Annotated in this window: 17 protein-coding genes and 1 tRNA gene; 4 read left to right on the forward strand and 14 right to left on the reverse strand. The window is 43.8% G+C overall.

Features of this window, described 5'->3' with window-relative positions; genetic code table 11:
• The first annotated feature begins 26 nt into the window (after nucleotides 1-26).
• The 3 genes from AB1Y31_07095 to mobA are packed head-to-tail and all read left to right on the forward strand — an operon-like array spanning nucleotide 27 to nucleotide 5135.
• Nucleotides 27-1766: an NAD(P)H-dependent oxidoreductase subunit E gene (locus AB1Y31_07095; protein MEW4982932.1), complete on the forward strand. Its 1740-nt coding sequence runs from the start codon at nucleotides 27-29 to the stop codon at nucleotides 1764-1766.
• On the forward strand, nucleotides 1767-4490 hold the full coding sequence (fdhF, locus tag AB1Y31_07100) for a formate dehydrogenase subunit alpha (GenBank protein ID MEW4982933.1): 2724 nt from the start codon (nucleotides 1767-1769) through the stop codon (nucleotides 4488-4490).
• 3 nt (nucleotides 4491-4493) lie between these two features.
• Nucleotides 4494-5135, forward strand: a complete 642-nt coding sequence (gene mobA, locus AB1Y31_07105) for a molybdenum cofactor guanylyltransferase MobA (GenBank protein MEW4982934.1) — start codon at nucleotides 4494-4496, stop codon at nucleotides 5133-5135.
• Here mobA and AB1Y31_07110 read toward each other — a convergent pair.
• From AB1Y31_07110 to rlmE, 10 genes are all read right to left on the reverse strand, one after another.
• A complete protein-coding gene (locus AB1Y31_07110) occupies nucleotides 5121-5924 on the reverse strand; it encodes a formate dehydrogenase accessory sulfurtransferase FdhD (protein MEW4982935.1) in 804 nt (267 codons plus the stop codon). The two genes, mobA and AB1Y31_07110, sit on opposite strands and share 15 nt — an antisense overlap.
• A gap of 89 nt (nucleotides 5925-6013) precedes the next feature.
• A complete protein-coding gene (locus AB1Y31_07115; GenBank protein MEW4982936.1) occupies nucleotides 6014-6991 on the reverse strand; it encodes a malate dehydrogenase in 978 nt (325 codons plus the stop codon).
• 116 nt (nucleotides 6992-7107) lie between these two features.
• The gene (locus AB1Y31_07120) at nucleotides 7108-7419 is read right to left on the reverse strand and encodes a DUF2818 family protein (protein ID MEW4982937.1); all 312 of its coding nucleotides are present in this window, start codon (nucleotides 7417-7419) and stop codon (nucleotides 7108-7110) included.
• Nucleotides 7420-7444: 25 nt separating this feature from the next.
• Nucleotides 7445-7531: transfer RNA gene (locus AB1Y31_07125), tRNA-Leu, on the reverse strand.
• Between the two features lie 6 nt (nucleotides 7532-7537).
• A complete protein-coding gene (gene secG / locus AB1Y31_07130; protein MEW4982938.1) occupies nucleotides 7538-7933 on the reverse strand; it encodes a preprotein translocase subunit SecG in 396 nt (131 codons plus the stop codon).
• A gap of 11 nt (nucleotides 7934-7944) precedes the next feature.
• The gene (tpiA, locus tag AB1Y31_07135; protein ID MEW4982939.1) at nucleotides 7945-8691 is read right to left on the reverse strand and encodes a triose-phosphate isomerase; all 747 of its coding nucleotides are present in this window, start codon (nucleotides 8689-8691) and stop codon (nucleotides 7945-7947) included.
• Between the two features lie 94 nt (nucleotides 8692-8785).
• Nucleotides 8786-10126 (reverse strand): phosphoglucosamine mutase, encoded by a 1341-nt coding sequence (gene glmM, locus AB1Y31_07140; protein MEW4982940.1) that lies wholly within the window; start codon nucleotides 10124-10126, stop codon nucleotides 8786-8788.
• Nucleotides 10127-10133: 7 nt separating this feature from the next.
• Nucleotides 10134-10913, reverse strand: coding sequence for a dihydropteroate synthase (folP, locus tag AB1Y31_07145; GenBank protein MEW4982941.1), 780 nt, complete (start codon nucleotides 10911-10913; stop codon nucleotides 10134-10136).
• Nucleotides 10914-10968: 55 nt separating this feature from the next.
• The gene (ftsH, locus tag AB1Y31_07150; GenBank protein ID MEW4982942.1) at nucleotides 10969-12891 is read right to left on the reverse strand and encodes an ATP-dependent zinc metalloprotease FtsH; all 1923 of its coding nucleotides are present in this window, start codon (nucleotides 12889-12891) and stop codon (nucleotides 10969-10971) included.
• A gap of 98 nt (nucleotides 12892-12989) precedes the next feature.
• Nucleotides 12990-13610: a 23S rRNA (uridine(2552)-2'-O)-methyltransferase RlmE gene (rlmE, locus tag AB1Y31_07155; GenBank protein MEW4982943.1), complete on the reverse strand. Its 621-nt coding sequence runs from the start codon at nucleotides 13608-13610 to the stop codon at nucleotides 12990-12992.
• Nucleotides 13611-13692: 82 nt separating this feature from the next.
• Between rlmE and yhbY the strand changes: the two genes are divergently transcribed.
• Nucleotides 13693-13980 carry a ribosome assembly RNA-binding protein YhbY gene (gene yhbY, locus AB1Y31_07160; protein MEW4982944.1) on the forward strand — a complete coding sequence of 96 codons (288 nt, stop codon included), beginning with the start codon at nucleotides 13693-13695 and terminating at the stop codon, nucleotides 13978-13980.
• Here the strand turns inward: yhbY and greA are convergent.
• The 4 genes from greA to AB1Y31_07180 form a co-directional block, all read right to left on the reverse strand.
• A complete protein-coding gene (greA, locus tag AB1Y31_07165; GenBank protein MEW4982945.1) occupies nucleotides 13971-14447 on the reverse strand; it encodes a transcription elongation factor GreA in 477 nt (158 codons plus the stop codon). The two genes, yhbY and greA, sit on opposite strands and share 10 nt — an antisense overlap.
• Nucleotides 14448-14463: 16 nt before the next feature.
• Nucleotides 14464-17685, reverse strand: coding sequence for a carbamoyl-phosphate synthase large subunit (gene carB, locus AB1Y31_07170; GenBank protein ID MEW4982946.1), 3222 nt, complete (start codon nucleotides 17683-17685; stop codon nucleotides 14464-14466).
• 9 nt (nucleotides 17686-17694) lie between these two features.
• Nucleotides 17695-18831 (reverse strand): glutamine-hydrolyzing carbamoyl-phosphate synthase small subunit, encoded by a 1137-nt coding sequence (gene carA, locus AB1Y31_07175; protein MEW4982947.1) that lies wholly within the window; start codon nucleotides 18829-18831, stop codon nucleotides 17695-17697.
• Between the two features lie 140 nt (nucleotides 18832-18971).
• Nucleotides 18972-20360 (reverse strand): FAD-dependent oxidoreductase, encoded by a 1389-nt coding sequence (locus tag AB1Y31_07180; GenBank protein MEW4982948.1) that lies wholly within the window; start codon nucleotides 20358-20360, stop codon nucleotides 18972-18974.
• Between the last annotated feature and the right edge of the window lie 41 nt (nucleotides 20361-20401).

Below are 20401 nucleotides of genomic sequence, written 5' to 3' on the forward strand. Positions count from 1 at the left end.
GGCCGTGCAATAGCACGGCCTTTTTTGTGTTATCTTGGCTCTTATCAACCGAGTTCTTATTACTTAACGTTTATATGCCCAGCAACGCAACAAACAATATACGGCCTGGAAATAAAAAAAAACGCAAAGGGCGCATTTTTCAGCGTGGACGCCAGCTTGACGCCACCGCTCAAGTCGAGCTTAAAGAACTGCTAGGCTCCAAGCCCCGACGCAAAGACCTGCTAATCGAATACCTCCATCTGATACAAGATAAATGGGGATATATAGGTTCTTCACATCTCATGGCGTTAGCCAGCGAACTCCAACTATCTCAAGCATCTGTCTATGAGGTGGCCAGCTTTTACCACCATTTTGATGTCGTTAAAGAAGACCAAACACCCCCGCCAGAACTAACCATTCGAATATGTAACTCGCTCAGTTGCAGCATGACGGGGTCAAGTAAGGTACAAGATGAACTCAACAGCCTAGCACCTAGTAATATTCGCATCATACCGGCACCCTGCATGGGCTTGTGTAACGAGGCACCCGCGGCTGCCATTGGCAAGAATTACGTCGGTCATGTATCCGCCGCCTCACTGCTTAATGATGCAAACAATAAACAAGTCAGCCCAGTGTTACCGAGCTATCAATCCTACGAACAATACATAAAAAACAAGGGTTACCAGCTCTTTCAAAAGCTAGTTCAACAAGAGCTAAACAGCAACGACATCATCGACACTCTTGAACAAAGTGGCTTAAAAGGCCTTGGCGGTGCCGGATTCCCTACCGCTAACAAGCTAAGAATTGTAAAAGAACAACCGTCGCCAAGGTATTTCTGCGTTAACGCCGACGAAGGTGAACCGGGTACCTTTAAAGACCGGCATTACCTCTCAACCGAACCTCACCAGTTTTTAGAAGGCGTGTTAATCGCCGCTCACATCATTGATGCGAGCAAAGTGTATATCTATTTGCGTGACGAATACGCCGCCATCTATCAACTATTGAAACTTGAACTTCAAAAACTTATTGACCACTCGCTCATTGAGGACGGTTATATTGAACTGAGACGCGGTGCAGGCGCTTATATCTGCGGAGAAGAATCCGCCATGATTGAATCCATTGAAGGGAAGCGCGGATTACCACGCCAACGGCCACCCTACGTCGCCCATCAAGGGTTATTTGACCGGCCAACTCTGGTGCAGAATGTAGAAACCTTATATTGGATACCAAACATTTTGCACAAGGGCGCCGAGTGGTTTAACAAGCAAGGCAAAAACGGCGCTTTAGGCATTCGTTCATTTTCCCTATCGGGTAGAGTTAAAAAGCCCGGCGTTATTAAGGCAGCCGCTGGCAGTACAGTTCGCGAACTGATCAAATTAGCCGGAGGCATGCTTGACGGGCATCATTTCAAGGCCTATTTGCCCGGTGGTGCTTCGGGTGGAATTTTACCCGCTTCGTTGGATCAATTACCGTTAGATTTCGGCAGCTTAAGCGAGTACGGCTGCTTTGTTGGCTCGCATGCCATTATTATCTTATCGGATAAAGACAGCATCAAAACCACTAGTCAGAATTTATTACACTTCTTTCAAGATGAGAGCTGCGGCCAGTGCACGCCATGCAGAGTTGGTTGCGAAAAGGCCAGCTTATTGCTATCCGAAAAACAATGGAATAAACCCTTGCTAGAAGAACTTTGTAGCACCATGGCAGATGCCTCTATTTGTGGTTTAGGGCAAGCCGCACCCAACCCCATTCTGACCAGCATCAAGTACTTTGCTGATGAAGTTTAAATGAGTCGTTTAATTTCATTTTCTTTAGATGGGGAAAAAGTATCAGCTTCACCCGACGAGAGTCTTTGGCAAGTAGCAAAAAGACTTGGCACGATCCTGCCACATTTATGTTTTAACGATTCTAGCGACTATAGAGCAGATGGTAATTGCCGCGCATGCATGGTCGAAATTGAAGGCGAACGAGCCTTAGCCGCTTCGTGTTGTCGTCACCCCAGTAACGGCATGGTTGTTAACACACAAAGTAAACGCGCTACGAGCGCTAGAAACATGGTCATGGAATTGCTGTGCACAGACATGAATTCAGATGTAGTGGCTGGATCAAGTTTTGCTGAGCTAGCCAGCTCGATGCAAATCAGACCCTCTCGGTTTCCGAAAAGCACACAGTCACACAATAACTCTGACCTATCCCACCCTGCCATAGCCGTGCAGCTGGACGCCTGTATTCAGTGTAACTTATGCGTCAGGGCCTGCCGTGAAATACAGGTTAACGACGTCATTGGCCTGTCGAATCGTGGTTCTAGTGCAGAAATCAGTTTTGACTTCGCTGACTCAATGGGTGATTCAACTTGTGTCGCCTGCGGCGAATGCGTCCAAGTTTGCCCGACCCACGCGCTGAAGGAAAACGCCGTTGGCGCGAATAAAACCAAGCCCGCTATTCGCTCTGTATGTCCTTATTGCGGTGTCGGCTGCCAAGTAAGCATCCATATACAAAATAACAAGATTACCTCTGTTGATGGCGCTAACGGTCCTTCGAATCAGGGTCGCTTATGCGTCAAAGGTCGATTTGGCTTTGACTACATCTCATCTAAACAACGATTAACCGAACCCCTGATCAGAAAAACCGGTTTAGAAAAAGGCATTAACATTGACCCTGAAGAGCCTCTAAGCCATTTTAGAACCGCTTCTTGGGAGGAGGCGCTAGATATTGCTGCTAATGGTTTTGCAGCCTGCAAACAACAATACGGCGGTGACGCGCTAGCAGGATTTGGTTCCGCAAAGTGCTCAAATGAAGAGGCTTATATTTTTCAAAAGTTGGTTCGTGTGGGCTTCGGCACCAACAATGTAGATCACTGCACACGCCTGTGCCACGCTTCATCCGTTGCTGCACTGATGGAAACTATTGGCTCAGGCGCGGTGACCGCACCTTTTACAACGGTTAAAGACAGTGATGTCATCATTGTTATTGGCGCAAACCCCACAGAAAATCACCCTGTTGCGGCAACTTTTTTTAAACAGGCCAGCCAGCTAGGTGCTGAACTTATTGTTATGGATCCCCGTGCGCAAGCGTTAAAGCAGCACGCCACTCATATGTTGCAGTTTATTCCTGGTACCGATGTCGCTTTGCTCAATGCCATCATGCACGTCATCGTCGATGAGAAACTCTACAATCAAACGTATATTGAGCGCCACACCACGGGGTTTAAAGAACTCAGCCATCACCTGAAAAACTTCTCGCCCGAGCTGATGCAAAATATTTGCGGCATTGATGCTAACACTATAAAAACCGTCGCTAGAAAGTATGCGTCTGCTAAGTCCGCTATTATTTTTTGGGGAATGGGCATCTCGCAGCACACCCACGGTACCGACAATGCCCGCTGCCTGATTTCATTGGCTCTTATGTGTGGACACATCGGCAGGCCCGGCACTGGGTTACACCCATTACGTGGACAAAACAATGTCCAAGGTGCCTCTGATGCCGCCTTGATTCCAATGTTTTTTCCTGACTACAAGAAAACAAACGACGCCGAGGCCTTGGCTTTTTTTGAATCGTTATGGCACGCGAAACTTCAATCGAAGGCAGGACTCACGGTTGTCGAAATTTTGGACGCTATCCATGATGATAAAATAAAATCCATGTATATCATGGGCGAAAACCCCGCCATGTCCGATCCAAACTTAAATCATGCGCGGGCAGCCTTAGCAAAGCTGAAACATTTAGTTGTACAGGATATTTTTATAACCGAAACGGCAATGTTTGCTGATGTCATCTTGCCTGCTGCCGCTTGGCCAGAAAAAATAGGAACGGCGACGAATACTAACCGCCAAGTTCAAATGGGCCGCCAAGCCGTTAAACCACCCGGTGATGCAAAAGCCGATTGGTGGATCACAAACCAAATTGCCCAACGTTTTGGGCTAGACTGGCGTTATAACGAACCGAAGGACATTTACCAAGAAATGCAAACCGCCATGCCGTCACTATCAAACATTAGCTGGGATCGACTCGAAAACGAGCACTCAGTGACCTACCCCTGCTCAGCTCCAGACAAGGCCGGTGACGATATCGTTTTTGCTAACGGTTTTCCAACAGACAATAAACGAGGCAAATTTGTTTCCGCTAATATATTGCCACCTAATGATCCGCTAGATAAGGAATACTCGTTTATTCTCACCACAGGCCGGTTATTAGAACATTGGCACACAGGCACTATGTCAAGACGAAGTGACGTGCTCAATACGCTAGAACCTGAAGCCTTCGTACAAATGAGTCAAGCCGATTGTACGCGGCTTAATATTAATGCGGGTACGATGGTTTGTATAAAAAGTCGCCGCGGATTCATTAACATAAGAGTACGTATCGATGACAAGGTACAAGCAGGCTTAATCTTTATTCCATTTGCATATGTTGAGGCCGCCGCTAACATTCTGACTAGCCAAGAGCTTGATCCTTTTGGGAAAATACCCGAATACAAGTACTCTGCCGTTAATATAACGCCGTGCTCTTAAAACATGCTTGATAAAAAAAATAATATTGTTGGCGTCATTCTCGCCGGTGGGCTCTCACGACGAATGGGGAATCAAAATAAGTCCTTTATGCCACTCGCAAATAAGCCTTTATTTGAACACGTCTTGGAAAGGTTCCTCCCACAATGTGACACTGTCTTGATAAACAGTAACAGCCAGAGCAGACAACTAGCTTCGTACAATTTGCCTATTATAAAAGACACCTTGGAAGGCTATCTTGGGCCGTTAGCCGGAATACTATCGGCAATGGAATGGACTAAGCAGCAGCTGCCGGAAACACAATGGATTGCATCGGTACCCGTTGATACGCCATTCTTACCAAAAGATTTAGTCTCAACGCTATACCAATCCATTGAAAAAAAACATTCCACATTAGTAGGTGTTAGCTCTAATGGCCGTACACACCCCGTCATTGGCCTATGGTCTACCCGTTTAGTCGACGACTTACGGCTCGCTTTAAATGACGAAGGTCTGCGTAAAATTGATCTGTGGACAGCTCGTTACAGTATTTCTCATCAAGATTTCAGCAATGAGGTGTTCGACCCATTCTTTAACATCAACAGTCAAGAGGACCTGATACAAGCCGAATCATTAATAAAGAAAAACCCCCGTTTAATCGACATCTAGCAGCACGTTATCAATTCCATTTAGAATTTGAAAGTGCTTACCTTTGGCCCTCGAAATTAGCGTTACACCAAACTGCTTCGCTATATCAAACCCCATCTTGGTGGCACCGGAGCGCGACAGTAGAATAGGTATTGTCATTTGCGCGACTTTAATCACCATTTCAGACGTTAAACGCCCCGTTGTATAGAAAATACAGTCATCACCTCTAATCTCGTTCAACAACATATAGCCAGCGATGGTGTCCACCGCATTATGCCGCCCAACATCTTCCACAAAAAATAAAATTTCTTGCCCCCTGCATAGCGCACAACCATGAACAGCCCCCGCCGTTTTATACACTGTATTGTGTTGTTTTAAATGATTAAGCAATGCATAAAGAGTCGATTGCCTAAGCGAGTGCTTTGCTAACACCTGCCCTTTTAGTTCATCCATCACATTGCCGAACATCGTGCCTTGCCCGCACCCCGTGGTAATAATTCTGCTTTTTTTAAGAACAGCTAAGTCTTTGCCCGCTTGATTCGATACAACGGCAACGGCTGCTGTTTGCCAGTCCACCTGAACGGTTTTTATCTCGTCAAGTTTTTCAAATATAAGTTGGTTTTTAAGATAACCGATGACTAATAACTCGGCAAACGACCCCATCGTCATCAAAGTCACTACTTCTTGCTTATCAACAAAAATCGTTAATGGCCGTTCTTCAACGAGCATCACATCAACAGCTTTGCCCTGTTCATTTATCACTGATACTGTTGATGTCCCTGGCAATATTGATTGCGTCATCTCAACCATAAATTAACTCATATATTGTTTATTGAACTGTTATAACACGCAAAAAAAAAGCCATGCAAATGCATGGCTTTTTTTAACTCACATAAACTTTAAAGCAGATGCTTCACACCATCACGCTCTTCTTTTAGCTCGTTTTCAGTGGCTGTCATTCTTTCGCGGCTGAAATCATTAATTTCAAGACCTTGAACAATTGAATACTCACCATCTTTAACAGTAACTGGGAATGAGTAAATTAAACCTTCTTCGATGCCATAACTGCCATCACTAGGAATACCCATGCTCACCCAATCGCCATCAGCCGTACCTTGAACCCAAGTACGCATATGGTCTAGGGCTGAGCTCGCTGCAGATGCTGCGCTTGATAAGCCACGAGCTTTAATAATAGCAGCACCACGTTGTTGAACAGCTGGAATATACTCGTCGGAATACCAACTCGCATCAATTTTAGATAAGGCGTCTTCACCACTTACTAATGCATTATGAAGATCTGGGTATTGTGTTGCAGAGTGGTTACCCCAAATAGTCATTTTAGTAATGTCTGTATTGTGAGTGCCTGTTTGTTCCGCTAAAAGGCTCATCGCACGATTATGGTCTAAACGAGTCATCGCAGTAAAGTTACGCGGGTTAAGGTCTGGTGCGTTATTCATAGCAATCAACGCATTTGTGTTCGCAGGGTTACCAACAACCAATACTCGAACATCACGTTTAGCCACTTTATTTAATGCTTTACCTTGAACGGAGAAAATAGCAGCATTCGCTTCAAGCAAATCTTTGCGTTCCATACCAGGACCACGAGGGCGAGCGCCTACTAAGAATGCAAAGTCGATATCTTTAAAAGCAACTTCTGCATCATCAGAGATTTCTACACTTTGTAACAAAGGAAACGCGCAATCCTTTAATTCCATAACTGCACCTTCAAGCGCACCTAGAGCTGGTGTAATTTCTAACAAGTGTAGACAAATCGGTTGCTCTGGACCCAAAAAGTCACCTGATGCAATACGAAATAATAATGAATACGAAATTTGACCGGCGGCGCCAGTAACTGCTACATGAACAGGTGCTTTCATTTCTAAAAATCTCCTAAATATAAAAGATGCAATTATAGCTGATAAACAAGCATTTTAGCTTTAAATAACAAGCCATTACCCACTAAATTTATAGCTAAAAAATATAAAAAACTTAATTAGCGAAGCTTAAGAATTTTTTTCAAGTCGTAATGGTAAAGAAAACCTGGCAAGGCAAAAACGATAAATAGGCAAAGTGTTATCACGTAAAACTCCCAATCTTGCGTACTACGTGTACCCATTATTTTATATTCTAGAGCGAATCCGGCAGCGAAAGAAACAACATACCAAACCAACATTTCAAACCAACGAAGCCAGCCTGATTTATTAGCTAATTGTCGAATACAAAAAAGCCTATCACTTAACCAAGGAAGGTTTGCAGCGATAATCGTCAAGAAAAGAAATATAAGAATGGGAGTTTGATTATTCATCAATGAGCATTAAAGCATATATTGTTGGTGCCGAGAGCGGGACTTGAACCCGCACGTCCATAAGGACACTACCCCCTCAAGATAGCGTGTCTACCAATTCCACCACCTCGGCAATCAATTACTCAGGGATAGGCACATCAGCAGGTTTCATGCCTTCTGCTTCTGTCGCCTTATCACTTGGTTTAACCAAACTATTTATTAAATCAGCAGGTGTTGCATCTATAGTTTGCGCTGCTTTTAGGTTACTTAAACCATCGATAATATCGTCTGGCTCTGCTCTATTGCCGCCTAAATATGCTAACGCTAAACTAGTTGAAAAAAACATCGCTGCTAAAATAGCTGTCGAGCGACTTAAAAAAGACGATGAGCCTTTCGCACCGAAGACAGTGCCTGAAGCGCCGCTACCAAAAGCTGCACCAGCATCCGCACCTTTGCCGTGCTGAATTAAAATCAAACCTATCATCAATGCAGCAATTAACACATGCACTGATAGAACTATTGCAAACACACTCATAACTTTATCCTTTATGCCTTTTGGCAAATTGAAATAAAGGCTTGCGCATCTAGTGATGCACCGCCAATCAAACCACCGTCTATATCTTTTTGTACAAATAATGACGACGCATTATCCGCTTTAACACTGCCACCGTATAAAATTCGAAGCTTTTCAGCAGAATCTACACTTCTTTCTTTAACTAAGTCTCTGATAAAAGCATGTGCCTTTTGTGCTTCTTCGGGAGACGCGGTTAAGCCTGTCCCGATAGCCCAAACTGGCTCATAAGCCAGAACAAGTCGAGCCAGATCTACTTCTTTAGAACTTAATAACGCCCCAATTTGATCCTTAATGACCTTAAATGTATTGCCTGACTTATAGTCAGCCTCTGTTTCACCGACACAATAAACAGGTACTAAACCAGCTCTCTGAGCCGCCAGCACCTTTTCAACTAATGCGTCATTAGACTCGTTAAAAAGTGTTCGCCTTTCTGAATGCCCTACTAGCACACATTGACAACCAAGTTCTGCCAGCATCTGCGCAGAAACCTCACCGGTATAAGCCCCTGATTGGTATTCAGAAACAGTCTGAGCACCGACCCTTATGGATGTCTTATTAACGATACCATTGGCCAAATCTAAATAAACAAACGGCACACAAACAGCAACTTCGCACGCTATTTTATCATCAATAGCACCTTCAATTGCATGTAAAAGATCACTCGTTAATCCGAGCGAGCCATTCATTTTCCAATTTCCAATAACCAGTGACTGGCGCATCAAGCTTCTCACCCTAAAAAACGAGAGAGGTTAGCGAGTATTGAGCAATAAATCAATCTTATTAATGCCTAATAAAGCCTAACAATGAAATTGCTTAGGAATCGAGTAAACGTTCAACCGTTTTACTCAGCTCTAATGCCAACGATTCAACTAAAACTATGTCTTCACCTTCCACCATAACCCTAACGAGTGGTTCTGTACCAGACGGCCTTAACAACACTCTGCCAGTACCATTCAAGGTACCTTCAACCAAAGCAACGGCTTTATCAAGTTCATCGCTCATTACAAACTTTTTATCTCCCTTGAGCCGCACATTGATCATGCATTGAGGATATTTTTGTATGTCGCTTTTTAACTCATTTAATGATTTTGATTCGCGCGCCATTATTTCAAGAACTTGTAAGGCCGATATAATACCGTCACCCGTAGTTGTTCTATCAGCGCAAATAATATGGCCAGAGCCTTCGCCGCCCAGAATTGATCCTGATTCATTCATTAGCTGAAGAACGTGCCGGTCACCCACTGGTGATCTCAATAGATCCACACCTAACCTATTCAATGCGTGTTCAACACCTAAATTAGTCATTAATGTGCCGACAACGGATGAGCCAAGGCAACCTTGATCTTGCCTAGTTTTAGCCAAGATATACAGTATCTCATCACCATCTAAAACCTCACCTAAATGGTCAACCATAATTAAACGGTCACCGTCACCATCCAGTGCCACACCAAAGTCTGCTGAATTTGATAACACCGCTTCTATTAACGCATTAGGGCTAGTGGCTCCACAACCGTCATTAATATTAATGCCATTTGGCTCAGCACCAATTTTAATAACGTCTGCACCCAGTTCGCTAAATACAAACGGGGCAATGTGATAAGTCGAGCCATGAGCACAGTCAACAACCATCTTCAACTTGGATAGATCCATCATTGGTGGGATGCTGCTCTTACAAAACTCAATATAGCGACCAGCTGCATCTTCCACTCGACTAGCCTTCCCTAAGCGTGATGATTCGACTACGACCAGAGGTTCATCCATTTTCTGCTCTATCGCTTGCTCAATATCATCAGCGAGTTTCTTACCCTCACTAGAAAAAAATTTTATACCATTATCATAATGTGGATTATGGGAGGCACTAATAACAATACCTGCATTAGCACGCAGCGTTCTGGTTAAATAGGCTATCCCAGGTGTTGGCATCGGCCCTAATAATTGCACATCGGCTCCAGCGGCAACTAAGCCAGCTTCTAACGCAGACTCGAACATATAACCTGATATACGCGTATCTTTACCTATAATTATTTTGCAATGACCCCGCTCTTCAAACACCTTGCCTGTTGCCCAGCCAAGTTTCAAAATAAACTCAGGCGTAATCACACCTTCACCGACCAAACCTCGAATACCATCCGTGCCAAAATACTTTCTTGTCATATTTTTCTCAATCCGCGTTTTGAACGGCATTATATATTTTTAGTGCATCCGAGGTTTCAGCTACATCATGAACACGCACGATAGAGGCACCTCGCGTCACCGCTAATAATGCAGCCGCCACACTGCCAAACGTTCTTTCTTCAACTTGTTTGTCTAGTATTTCACCGAGCATCGATTTTCTTGATAGTCCCGCCAGTATTGGACAATCGTGACGACTAAAAGAGTCTAAGTTCGCCAATAAACTTAAATTGTGCTGTAGCGTTTTGCCGAAGCCAAACCCCGGGTCTAAGATAATTTTATTTCGTGCAATACCCACATTTTCACAAGCCAATATTTGTTGGCTAAAGAAGTCATTAACTTCTTCAACCACATTTGAATAACTCGGCTTATCTTGCATTGTTTCGGGACGAGCTTGCATGTGCATCAAACACACGGAAACGCCTAAAGTAGCTGCCATTTCAAGAGCACCCGGCTTTCTTAAGGCATACACATCATTAATCAGATCAGCACCCGCATCTACCGCCGCTTTCATAACATCGGGCTTGCTAGTGTCTATTGAAATAGCGATATCTGACTTTAATCGAATACCTTTTATAACCGGAATAACTCTATTTATTTCCTCTTCAATAGAAACCGGCATCGCATTAGGACGCGTAGACTCACCGCCAATATCAATAATTGATGCGCCCAAGTCAGCCATCGCTAACGCCTGTTGAACAGCCGTTTCTACAATGGTGAAACGCCCTCCATCAGAAAAAGAATCTGGGGTAACATTAAGAACCCCCATAATGCTGGGGGACTTATTATTTAACAATGGAATCGTATTGGTAGCCTGTACTAAATTAAGGCTGCTCAGCCGGGCCACCCACAGTTGGTTTGCTTACTTTATCTTCAACCTCTTCTTCTTTTGATGCCGCCGCATTGCCAGAACCTGATGCATCACCGTCTTCCCAATCTTTAGGTGGACTCACGGTAGTACGCGCCATTAATTGATCGAGTTGATCGCTATCCAGTGTTTCGTATTTCATTAAGGCGTCGGTCATCGAGTGCAAAATATCAATATTATCTTTTAGCAATGCCTCTGCACGAGCATAGTTGCGATCGATAAATACTCGGACTTCTTGATTGATAAGCTCCGCTGTATCATCAGAAATCATTTTAGCTCTGCCGCCAGAATGACCCATCGCATTTTCATCTTCACCGTAATTTAACGCGCCTAGTTTTTCTGAGAAACCCCATAAAGTCACCATATTACGAGCAATTGCAGAAGCACGTTCAATATCGTTTGATGCGCCCGTTGTTACCGCCTCTTCACCAAAGATAATTTCTTCTGCCAAACGCCCGCCATACAAACTAGATAACTGACTTTCTAGTTTCTGCTTGCTAATACTAATAGCGTCACGCTCGGGCAAAAACATAGTCACGCCCAACGCACGGCCACGAGGAATAATAGTCACCTTGTAAACTGGGTCGTGCTCTGGCACTAAACGACCAACAATCGCATGCCCTGACTCATGATATGCCGTACATCTTTTTTCTTCGTCACTCATGACCATAGAGCGACGTTCAGCGCCCATTAGGACTTTATCTTTAGCGTTTTCCATGTCGTTCATATCAACGACCTTCTTGTTTGCTCTCGCGGCAAATAAGGCCGCCTCGTTAACAAGGTTAGCTAAATCAGCGCCTGAAAACCCAGGGGTACCACGCGCAATAACATTAGGACTTACACTGTCACCAGCAGGTACTTTTTTAAGGTGCACTTTTAAGATCTGCTCACGCCCCCTAATATCAGGCAATGGAACAACCACTTGACGGTCAAAACGACCGGGACGAAGTAAAGCAGGGTCTAATACGTCAGGCCGGTTGGTTGCCGCAATAACAATAACGCCTTCGTTACCTGAAAAACCATCCATTTCAACTAATAATTGATTGAGTGTTTGCTCTCGTTCATCATTACCACCGCCTATACCGATACCGCGGGAACGACCTACCGCATCAATTTCATCGATAAAAATAATGCATGGCGCACTTTTCTTCGCTTGTTCAAACATATCGCGAACACGCGAGGCACCAACACCGACAAACATTTCTACGAAGTCAGAACCTGAAATACTAAAAAATGGTACTTTTGCTTCACCAGCAATTGCTTTAGCCAGTAAGGTTTTACCCGTACCCGGTGAACCCGACATTAAAATGCCCCGAGGAATCATACCGCCTAGCTTTTGAAATTTAGCAGGTTCTCTTAGAAAATCCACCACCTCTGCAACTTCTTCTTTAGCTTCTTGAATACCAGCAACATCATCGAACGTTACTTTGATTTCATCTTCGGTCAGTAGCTTCGCTTTACTTTTGCCAAAAGACATTGCACCACGGCCACCAGCACCGCCGCCGCCCTGCATTTGACGCATAAAGAAAATCCAAACACCAATCAATAACAACATTGGGAACCAAGAAATCAAAACTGACATGATTACCGACTGCTCTTCAGGTGGCTTTGCAACAACTTCAACACCATTTTTAAGCAGATCATCAACTAAGTGAATATCACCCGGGCTACGTGTTTTGAACCGTTCACCTGACGCTGTTTGACCGATAATATTAGGCCCATCAATAGAAACCTTACTAACCTGACCAGCATTAACAGAATTAATAAACTGCGAATAACTTAAGTTATTAGTAGATGACTGTTTAGAACCACCAAAATTATTAAATACCGACATTAATACGAAGGCGATCACCACCCACATAATAATATTCTTAACCATTTCGTTCAAAGCGATACTCCTCGTTTATTTTATAACAGTAGCAATTATCGGACTGCTACATATAGATTTCGTTCAACTATATGTATGGGGTTAGGTTACTACAATTTCAAGCCCTTTGCCAAAAGGTAGACCTCTCGACTGCGTGCCCGCGAGGCCTTTGGTTTGCGAATGGCAACACTCAAGAATATACCCTTGACCTCTTTAATATACTGGTCAAAGCCCTCGCCTTGAAAAAGTTTTATTAAAAAGACACCTTTATTGGCTAAACCATTTTTCGCAAAATCCAATGCCAATTCGGCTAAATACATCGATTTTGGTTGATCAATAGCCTTGCTACCGCTCATGTTAGGTGCAATATCAGACATCACAACATCAATAGGCTGATTGTTAATTAGGTTTTGCAACTCATCGAACACCCCATCATCACTAAAATCACCTTTGATAAAATCTACGCCATTAATTGGCTCAATATCCAATAGGTCTAATGCAATAACACGTCCATTGCCGGTCACTTTCTTAGTTGCGTATTCAGACCAGCCGCCAGGCGCAGCACCTAGATCGACAACGATTTGGTGCGGACGCAACAGCTTGTCTTTTTTATCGATCTCTTCTAGCTTAAAAACCGCACGCGAACGTAAACCCATTTGCTGAGCCTTTTTAACGTATTCATCGTTAAAGTGTTCATCCAGCCATTTTTGCTTATTCTTATGTTTTGTCATAGTCATTATTTTAAAGTCAGTCAAGACAACCATTTATGTGTAAAATGCCCGTCCTAACCCAACTCCTATTTAATTAAACATCATGGCATTATCAAACCAACAGAAAAAGAAATTAAAGGTGCACGCACATAGCTTGAAGCCAGTCGTTCGTGTAGGTCAAGCAGGTTTAACAGATACTGTACTTGATGAGATTGAGTCAGCGATAGATCATCATGAACTCATTAAAGTTAAAGTATCCGCTGCTGATCGTGAAGATAAAAAGACTATCATCCAGAAGATTGCCGAGCAGACTCAATCGGATATTGTCCAAACTATCGGTTTTACGGCCGTTTTTTATAGAGAAAACAACGACAAAAAGAACTATTCGTAACGAACGTCTATAATTTCGAATTCCGTGATGCCGCCTGGTGCTCTCACCTCGGCAATATCCCCTTCTTCTTTACCAATTAGTGCCTTTGAAAATGGCGATGCATACGAGATTAAATTGTTTTTGATATCTGCTTCATCTTCACCCACGATGGTATAGGTGATGGCATCTTCTGTTTCGATATTTTCCAGCTCGACGGTACAGCCAAAAACGACTTTACCATTAGCATTAACTGTCGATACATCAATAATTTGAGCATTGCCCAACTTGCTTTCAATATCTCTAACGCGCGCCTCTACTAAGCCTTGCTCCTCACGAGCCGCGTGATATTCTGCATTTTCTTTTAAATCGCCGTGCGCACGTGCATCTGCAATCGCTTCAGTAATTCTTGGACGTTTTACATTCTTCAGCTCATCAAGTTCATCTTTTAAACTTTGTGCGCCTTTCTTCGTTAATGGTGTCTTACTCATAAGTAACTCTCAATTTTTACTTCTTAGTGCGTGCCTGTAAAGCGTGTAGCTCTCTTACTTCTTTTACAGTAATATCAGCTAAGGCATCAATCGTTGCTTTTGCACCGGCTATGGTGGTGCAATAAGTGGCTTTTTTTTGTAAGGATTCTCGGCGAATTGAAAATGAATCCATTATCGCCTGCTTCCCTTCTGTGGTGTTAACAACTAGCTGAATGCCTTCATTCTTAATAATATCGACGATATGCGGGCGACCTTCGTTAACCTTATTAACTACTTCACATTCAATACCCGCGGCTTTTAATGCCTCAGCGGTACCTCTCGTTGCTAAAATTTGCTTGCCACGAAACTCCAGTGTTTTCGCCAACTCAAGCATTTTCACTTTATCGGCTTCTCTAACACTAAATAACACTTTATCTTCGTTTGATAACTCAATGCCCGCAGCACGTTGTGATTTACCAAACGCTTCGCCAAATGTTTCGCCAACGCCCATCACTTCACCAGTTGACTTCATCTCTGGACCTAATAAAGGATCAACATTTGGGAATTTAACGAACGGGAATACAGATTCTTTAACAGAGAAATAATCTGGAATAATTTCTTTTGTTGTACCTTGTTCTGCCAACGATTGACCCGCCATGCAGCGTGCGGCAATTTTTGCTAATGGATAGCCCGTTACTTTAGAGACAAACGGTACCGAACGTGAAGCGCGCGGATTAACTTCCAATATGTATATATCGTCGCCTTTAATGGCAAATTGAATATTCATTAAGCCAAGCACCCCAAGTTCACGCGCCAAATCTTTAGCTTGAACGCGCATTCTATCCTGCACATCTTGGCTCAAATCAAAGGGTGGTAATGAACACGCAGAATCGCCTGAGTGCACACCCGCTTGTTCGATATGTTCCATAATGCCGCCAATCAACAGCTCTTCACCGTCAAAAATAGCGTCAACATCCACTTCTACCGCATCATCTAAGAAACGGTCCAGTAACACAGGTGAGTCATTCGACACGCTTACTGCTTCGCGCATATAAGTACGCAATTCAGTTTCGTTGTACACAATTTCCATTGCACGACCACCTAATACATAAGACGGCCTAACAACCAACGGATAACCAATTTCTTCAGCCAATAAAACAGCTTGCTCAGGTTCACGCGCCGTTCTGTTTGGTGGTTGGAGTAAACCTAATTTCTCAACTAATTGTTGGAAGCGTTCACGGTCTTCTGCCAAATCAATCGCTTCAGGTGATGTACCAATGATCGGTACGCCAGCCGCCTCAAGGTCTTCGGCCAATTTAAGTGGTGTTTGCCCACCGTATTGAACTATCACGCCTTTTGGCTTTTCAATATGAACAACTTCCAGCACGTCTTCTAATGTCAACGGCTCAAAATATAGCCGGTCGGATGTATCAAAATCGGTAGAAACGGTCTCAGGGTTACAGTTGACCATAATGGTCTCGTAACCGTCTTCACGCATTGCTAAAGCAGCGTGCACACAACAATAATCAAACTCAATACCTTGCCCAATTCTGTTGGGTCCGCCACCTAACACCATGATTTTTTCACGCTGGCTTGGTTGCGATTCGCACTCTTCTTCATACGTTGAATACATATACGCAGTAGATGATGCAAATTCACCCGCGCAAGAATCAATGCGTTTATAAACTGGGCGAATACCCATTGCATGACGAGCTTGCCTAACCGCGCTTTCATCAATCTCTAGCAGCGCTGCAAGACGAGCATCGGAAAAGCCTTTACGCTTAAGCCCGAACATGGTTTTTTTATCAATAGAGCTTAATGCCTTACCTGATAAGGCCGCTTCATCATTCAGTAAATCTTCAATTTGAACCAAGAACCAACGGTCAATTTTGGTTTGTTCAAAAATGCTTTCTAGGCCAAACCCTTTTCTAAACGCATCCGCCAAATACCAAATACGGTCCGCGCCTGGTTGTTGGATCTCGTGGCGCAATACTGCATCTACATTTTCTTCGTTTAAATCGACGATGGGGTCTAACCCATTCATACCCGTTTCAAGCCCACGTAATGCTTTTTGCAACGACTCCTGAAACGTTCGCCCTACCGCCATTACTTCACCTACAGACTTCATTTGTGTCGTTAAACGGTCATCGGCTGTCGGAAACTTTTCAAACGTGAAACGCGGCACTTTTGTTACCACGTAATCAATAGACGGTTCAAACGATGCTGGCGTAGCACCGCCTGTAATTTCGTTGCTTAGCTCATCTAGCGTGTATCCAATCGCTAATTTTGCCGCCACCTTTGCAATTGGGAAGCCCGTTGCTTTTGACGCTAACGCAGATGAGCGCGACACACGCGGGTTCATCTCAATGACAATCATCGCGCCATTTTCTGGATTAATGGCAAATTGAACATTTGAACCACCCGTATCAACGCCAATTTCACGCAATACATCAATCGAGGCATTTCTAAGAATTTGATATTCTTTATCAGTCAAGGTTTGAGCTGGTGCTACGGTTATCGAATCACCTGTATGCACACCCATTGGGTCAAAATTTTCAATGGAGCAAATAATAATACAATTGTCTTTGTGGTCGCGAACTACTTCCATTTCGTATTCTTTCCAACCGAGCACAGATTCTTCAATCAGCAATTCATTCGTCGGTGAAAGGTCTAAGCCACGTTCACAGATTTCTATAAATTCTTCACGGTTATACGAGATACCACCGCCGCTACCACCCATGGTGAACGATGGACGAATAATGGTTGGGAAGCCAATATCATCAAGCGCAGTAAACGCTTCTTCCATATTATGGGCAACAAACGAACGAGGAGTTGATAGGCCAATTTTGGTCATCGCTTCTTTAAATAAAGCACGGTCTTCGGCTTTATCAATCGCCTCTTTAGAGGCGCCAATCATTTCAACGTTGTGCTTGGCTAACACACCGTGACGATCCAAATCTAAGGCGCAATTAAGCGCAGTCTGACCACCCATCGTCGGCAACAAAACATCTGGTTTTTCTTTCTCAATGATTTTTTCAACCGTTTGCCAATCAACCGGCTCAATATAAATTGCATCGGCTGTTTCTGGGTCCGTCATAATGGTTGCCGGATTGGAATTAACCAAAATAACGCGATAACCCTCTTCTCTTAGCGCCTTACACGCTTGTGTTCCTGAATAATCAAACTCACAAGCCTGTCCAATAACAATTGGTCCAGCACCTAGGAGTAAAACTGATTTTATGTCGGTTCTTTTTGGCATAATTCTCTTTTATGAATTCTTGTGCGACTGCATCATCGCTGTAAATCGTTCAAACAAATACACAATGTCTTGCGGCCCTGGGCTGGCTTCAGGGTGGCCTTGAAATCCAAACGCTGGACAATCGGTACGTTCAATACCTTGTAAGCTTTTATCGAATAACGACAGGTGTGTTGCTGTTAAATTATCGGGCAATGAATCTGCATCCACTGCAAAACCGTGGTTCTGACTGGTGATCATTACGCGCTGTGTCGCCAAATCTTGTACTGGGTGGTTGGCACCGTGGTGACCAAACTTCATTTTGACGGTAGATGCGCCACTGGCTAAGGCTAATAATTGATGCCCCAAGCAAATCCCAAAGGTCGGTACTTTTTTCTCGAGAATAGTTTTAATCGCATCAATGGCATAATCGCAAGGTTCTGGATCACCTGGGCCATTGGATAAAAACACGCCGTCAGGAGACATCGCCAACACTTCAGATGCCGGTGTTTTTGCAGGCACCACATGTACTTCACAGCCTGATTCGACTAATAAGCGCAAAATATTACGTTTAACGCCAAAATCGTAAGCCACTACTTTAAAACTGGGCTTCTTCGTTTGCACACTTTCTTTAGGATCAAGTTGCCACACTGAATCTGTCCAGTCGTACGCAACATCAGAGCTAACAAGTTGAGCGAGATCCAAGCCTTTTAATGAAGCTGCCTCTTTAGCAGATTCTAAGGCCAAGGCTTCATCAACCTCTGGGCCCGCAATAATACAGCCGCGTTGCGCACCTTTCTCACGTAAGATTCTAGTCAGTTTGCGCGTATCAATATCTGCAATTGCAACAATATTGTGGCGAATCAAATAGTCAGATAACGACTCTTCTGAACGCCAATTGCTATGCACTAGCGGCAAGTCCCTAATAACTAGACCACGCGCATGCACCGCTGTTGACTCTTCATCTTCAGCAGTAACGCCCACATTACCGATGTGCGGGTAAGTTAGCGTCACTATTTGATGTGAATATGACGGATCTGTGAGTATTTCTTGATAACCCGTCATCGACGTATTGAAAACGACTTCGCCTGTCGTAAGACCTTGAACGCCAATTGATTGGCCGTGAAAAACACTACCGTCTTCGAGAACCAGTATTGCTATGTCAGACAAATTACACCACCTTTAGATATGCAAAACGGGAAGCGCCTTTTTCTGGCGCTACCCGTTTTGATTGTTAATATGTATGACCGCGAATTTTACTGGATTTAGTACCTTATTGTCCATTACAACACGAGCATATTTTTACTGCATTACCGCGCGATATCGAGTGATTGAGCTAAATACGCGCTCATAATCAACGTTGGGTCTTCAGTTAATTTTTCTTTCCAATCGCCTAGGGGTACTTCCGATTGAATTAAACCACGCATCACACCAATATAATCAGTCCGGCCGACAGTGATTGCACCTACTAATAAATTACCCTTAAAGTTCAGTCGAACATATTTGTAATTATCATTATCCACTAACGTAGCTGTTTCGCCACCTTCTACACCACCCCAACTACCGAATGAGGTTGACACTAAGCCGGCTGTATCAAGTACATTCATGCTCAAACTGCCTTTATAGTGTGCCGACCCCCCCATCATGTTGACCGCAGCAATACGGCCGTGATCAACTGCGGTCGGCTGAATAGCGTGTACAGACTGACCACCTGTTGAGAAATCAACACCTTGAGCAACGTCACCTGCTGCATATATATCGTCAACATTGGTGCGCAAAGCCGAATCTACAATAATACCGTTATCGGTTTCAATGCCACTGCCTTCAAGAAATTCAATATTTGAATAAACACCTGTTGCAACGATAACCAAGTCAAACTCAGTCAAGCTTCCATCGTCACGTTTTAATGCTGGACCAGGCTCAATTGATTTAATGCTTGATGGCAATATCGTTGTTACGCCTTTGGCTTCACACCATGACTTAATCATATCACCAGCGGTCTCATCCATCATGCGACTAACCATTCGCCCTGTTCGCCCCAACATCACTGTCAGATCAACGCCCCTTTTAAGCATCGCTTCAATAATAATAGACGCCACAAAGCCCGCACCCAACAAGGCGACTTTTGAACCTGGTTTAATCGTATCAAGAATTTCCCTGCCATCTGCTAAAGTCCAGCAGTTAACAACGCCGTCATTATCAGCGCCTGGAAAAGGCGAGTTAGCCGGCCGAGACCCTGTCGCGATCATTAATTTATCGTAAGTATGAGTCTCGCCATTATCTAGCGTCACTTGATGGCTATCGGAATTAATTTTTTCGACTTTGGCATGAACATGGTCAATGTTCAATTCTTCAAAGTGCCCTTCGCTTTTCCTCAAGTGCGTACCTTGCTCTTCAATCATACCGCTAAGGTAATAAGGTAACGCCATGCGAGAGTATGGCGACTCTACTTCTAAGCCAATCATCGTAATGACGCATTCGGCGTCTGCTTTGCGAAGCGTTTCGGCCGCACGGACAGATGCAGGGCCCGCACCAATCAATACGTATTTTTTTGCACTTGATACTGCTACCTGCACCGCTGACTCGGATGATTTTACTTGTGACATATCTTCATTCTCCTGTTCAACGGGTTCCGGTGTTACTTCTTTTTCACATGGACCAAAGCCAAACATTGACGCTATTTTACAAAAAATACCCATCGTTAACCTCCCCCGAAATTTTAATTTTTTTATACTAGTAC

Origin of the sequence: Cycloclasticus sp. (assembly GCA_040743155.1) — a bacterium.
In the GTDB taxonomy this organism is placed as follows: domain Bacteria; phylum Pseudomonadota; class Gammaproteobacteria; order Methylococcales; family Cycloclasticaceae; genus Cycloclasticus.

Bases quoted from the DNA above. Each gene is read 5' to 3' on its own strand.
- fdhF (MEW4982933.1), top strand. From the start codon at position 1,767: ATGAGTCGTTTAATTTCATTTTCTTTAGATGGGGAAAAAGTATCAGCT.
- mobA (MEW4982934.1), top strand. From the start codon at position 4,494: ATGCTTGATAAAAAAAATAATATTGTTGGCGTCATTCTCGCCGGTGGG.
- AB1Y31_07110 (MEW4982935.1), bottom strand. From the start codon at position 5,924: ATGGTTGAGATGACGCAATCAATATTGCCAGGGACATCAACAGTATCA.
- AB1Y31_07115 (MEW4982936.1), bottom strand. From the start codon at position 6,991: ATGAAAGCACCTGTTCATGTAGCAGTTACTGGCGCCGCCGGTCAAATT.
- AB1Y31_07120 (MEW4982937.1), bottom strand. From the start codon at position 7,419: ATGAATAATCAAACTCCCATTCTTATATTTCTTTTCTTGACGATTATC.
- secG (MEW4982938.1), bottom strand. From the start codon at position 7,933: ATGAGTGTGTTTGCAATAGTTCTATCAGTGCATGTGTTAATTGCTGCA.
- tpiA (MEW4982939.1), bottom strand. From the start codon at position 8,691: ATGCGCCAGTCACTGGTTATTGGAAATTGGAAAATGAATGGCTCGCTC.
- glmM (MEW4982940.1), bottom strand. From the start codon at position 10,126: ATGACAAGAAAGTATTTTGGCACGGATGGTATTCGAGGTTTGGTCGGT.
- folP (MEW4982941.1), bottom strand. From the start codon at position 10,913: ATGGGGGTTCTTAATGTTACCCCAGATTCTTTTTCTGATGGAGGGCGT.
- ftsH (MEW4982942.1), bottom strand. From the start codon at position 12,891: ATGGTTAAGAATATTATTATGTGGGTGGTGATCGCCTTCGTATTAATG.
- rlmE (MEW4982943.1), bottom strand. From the start codon at position 13,610: ATGACAAAACATAAGAATAAGCAAAAATGGCTGGATGAACACTTTAAC.
- yhbY (MEW4982944.1), top strand. From the start codon at position 13,693: ATGGCATTATCAAACCAACAGAAAAAGAAATTAAAGGTGCACGCACAT.
- greA (MEW4982945.1), bottom strand. From the start codon at position 14,447: ATGAGTAAGACACCATTAACGAAGAAAGGCGCACAAAGTTTAAAAGAT.
- carB (MEW4982946.1), bottom strand. From the start codon at position 17,685: ATGCCAAAAAGAACCGACATAAAATCAGTTTTACTCCTAGGTGCTGGA.
- AB1Y31_07180 (MEW4982948.1), bottom strand. From the start codon at position 20,360: ATGGGTATTTTTTGTAAAATAGCGTCAATGTTTGGCTTTGGTCCATGT.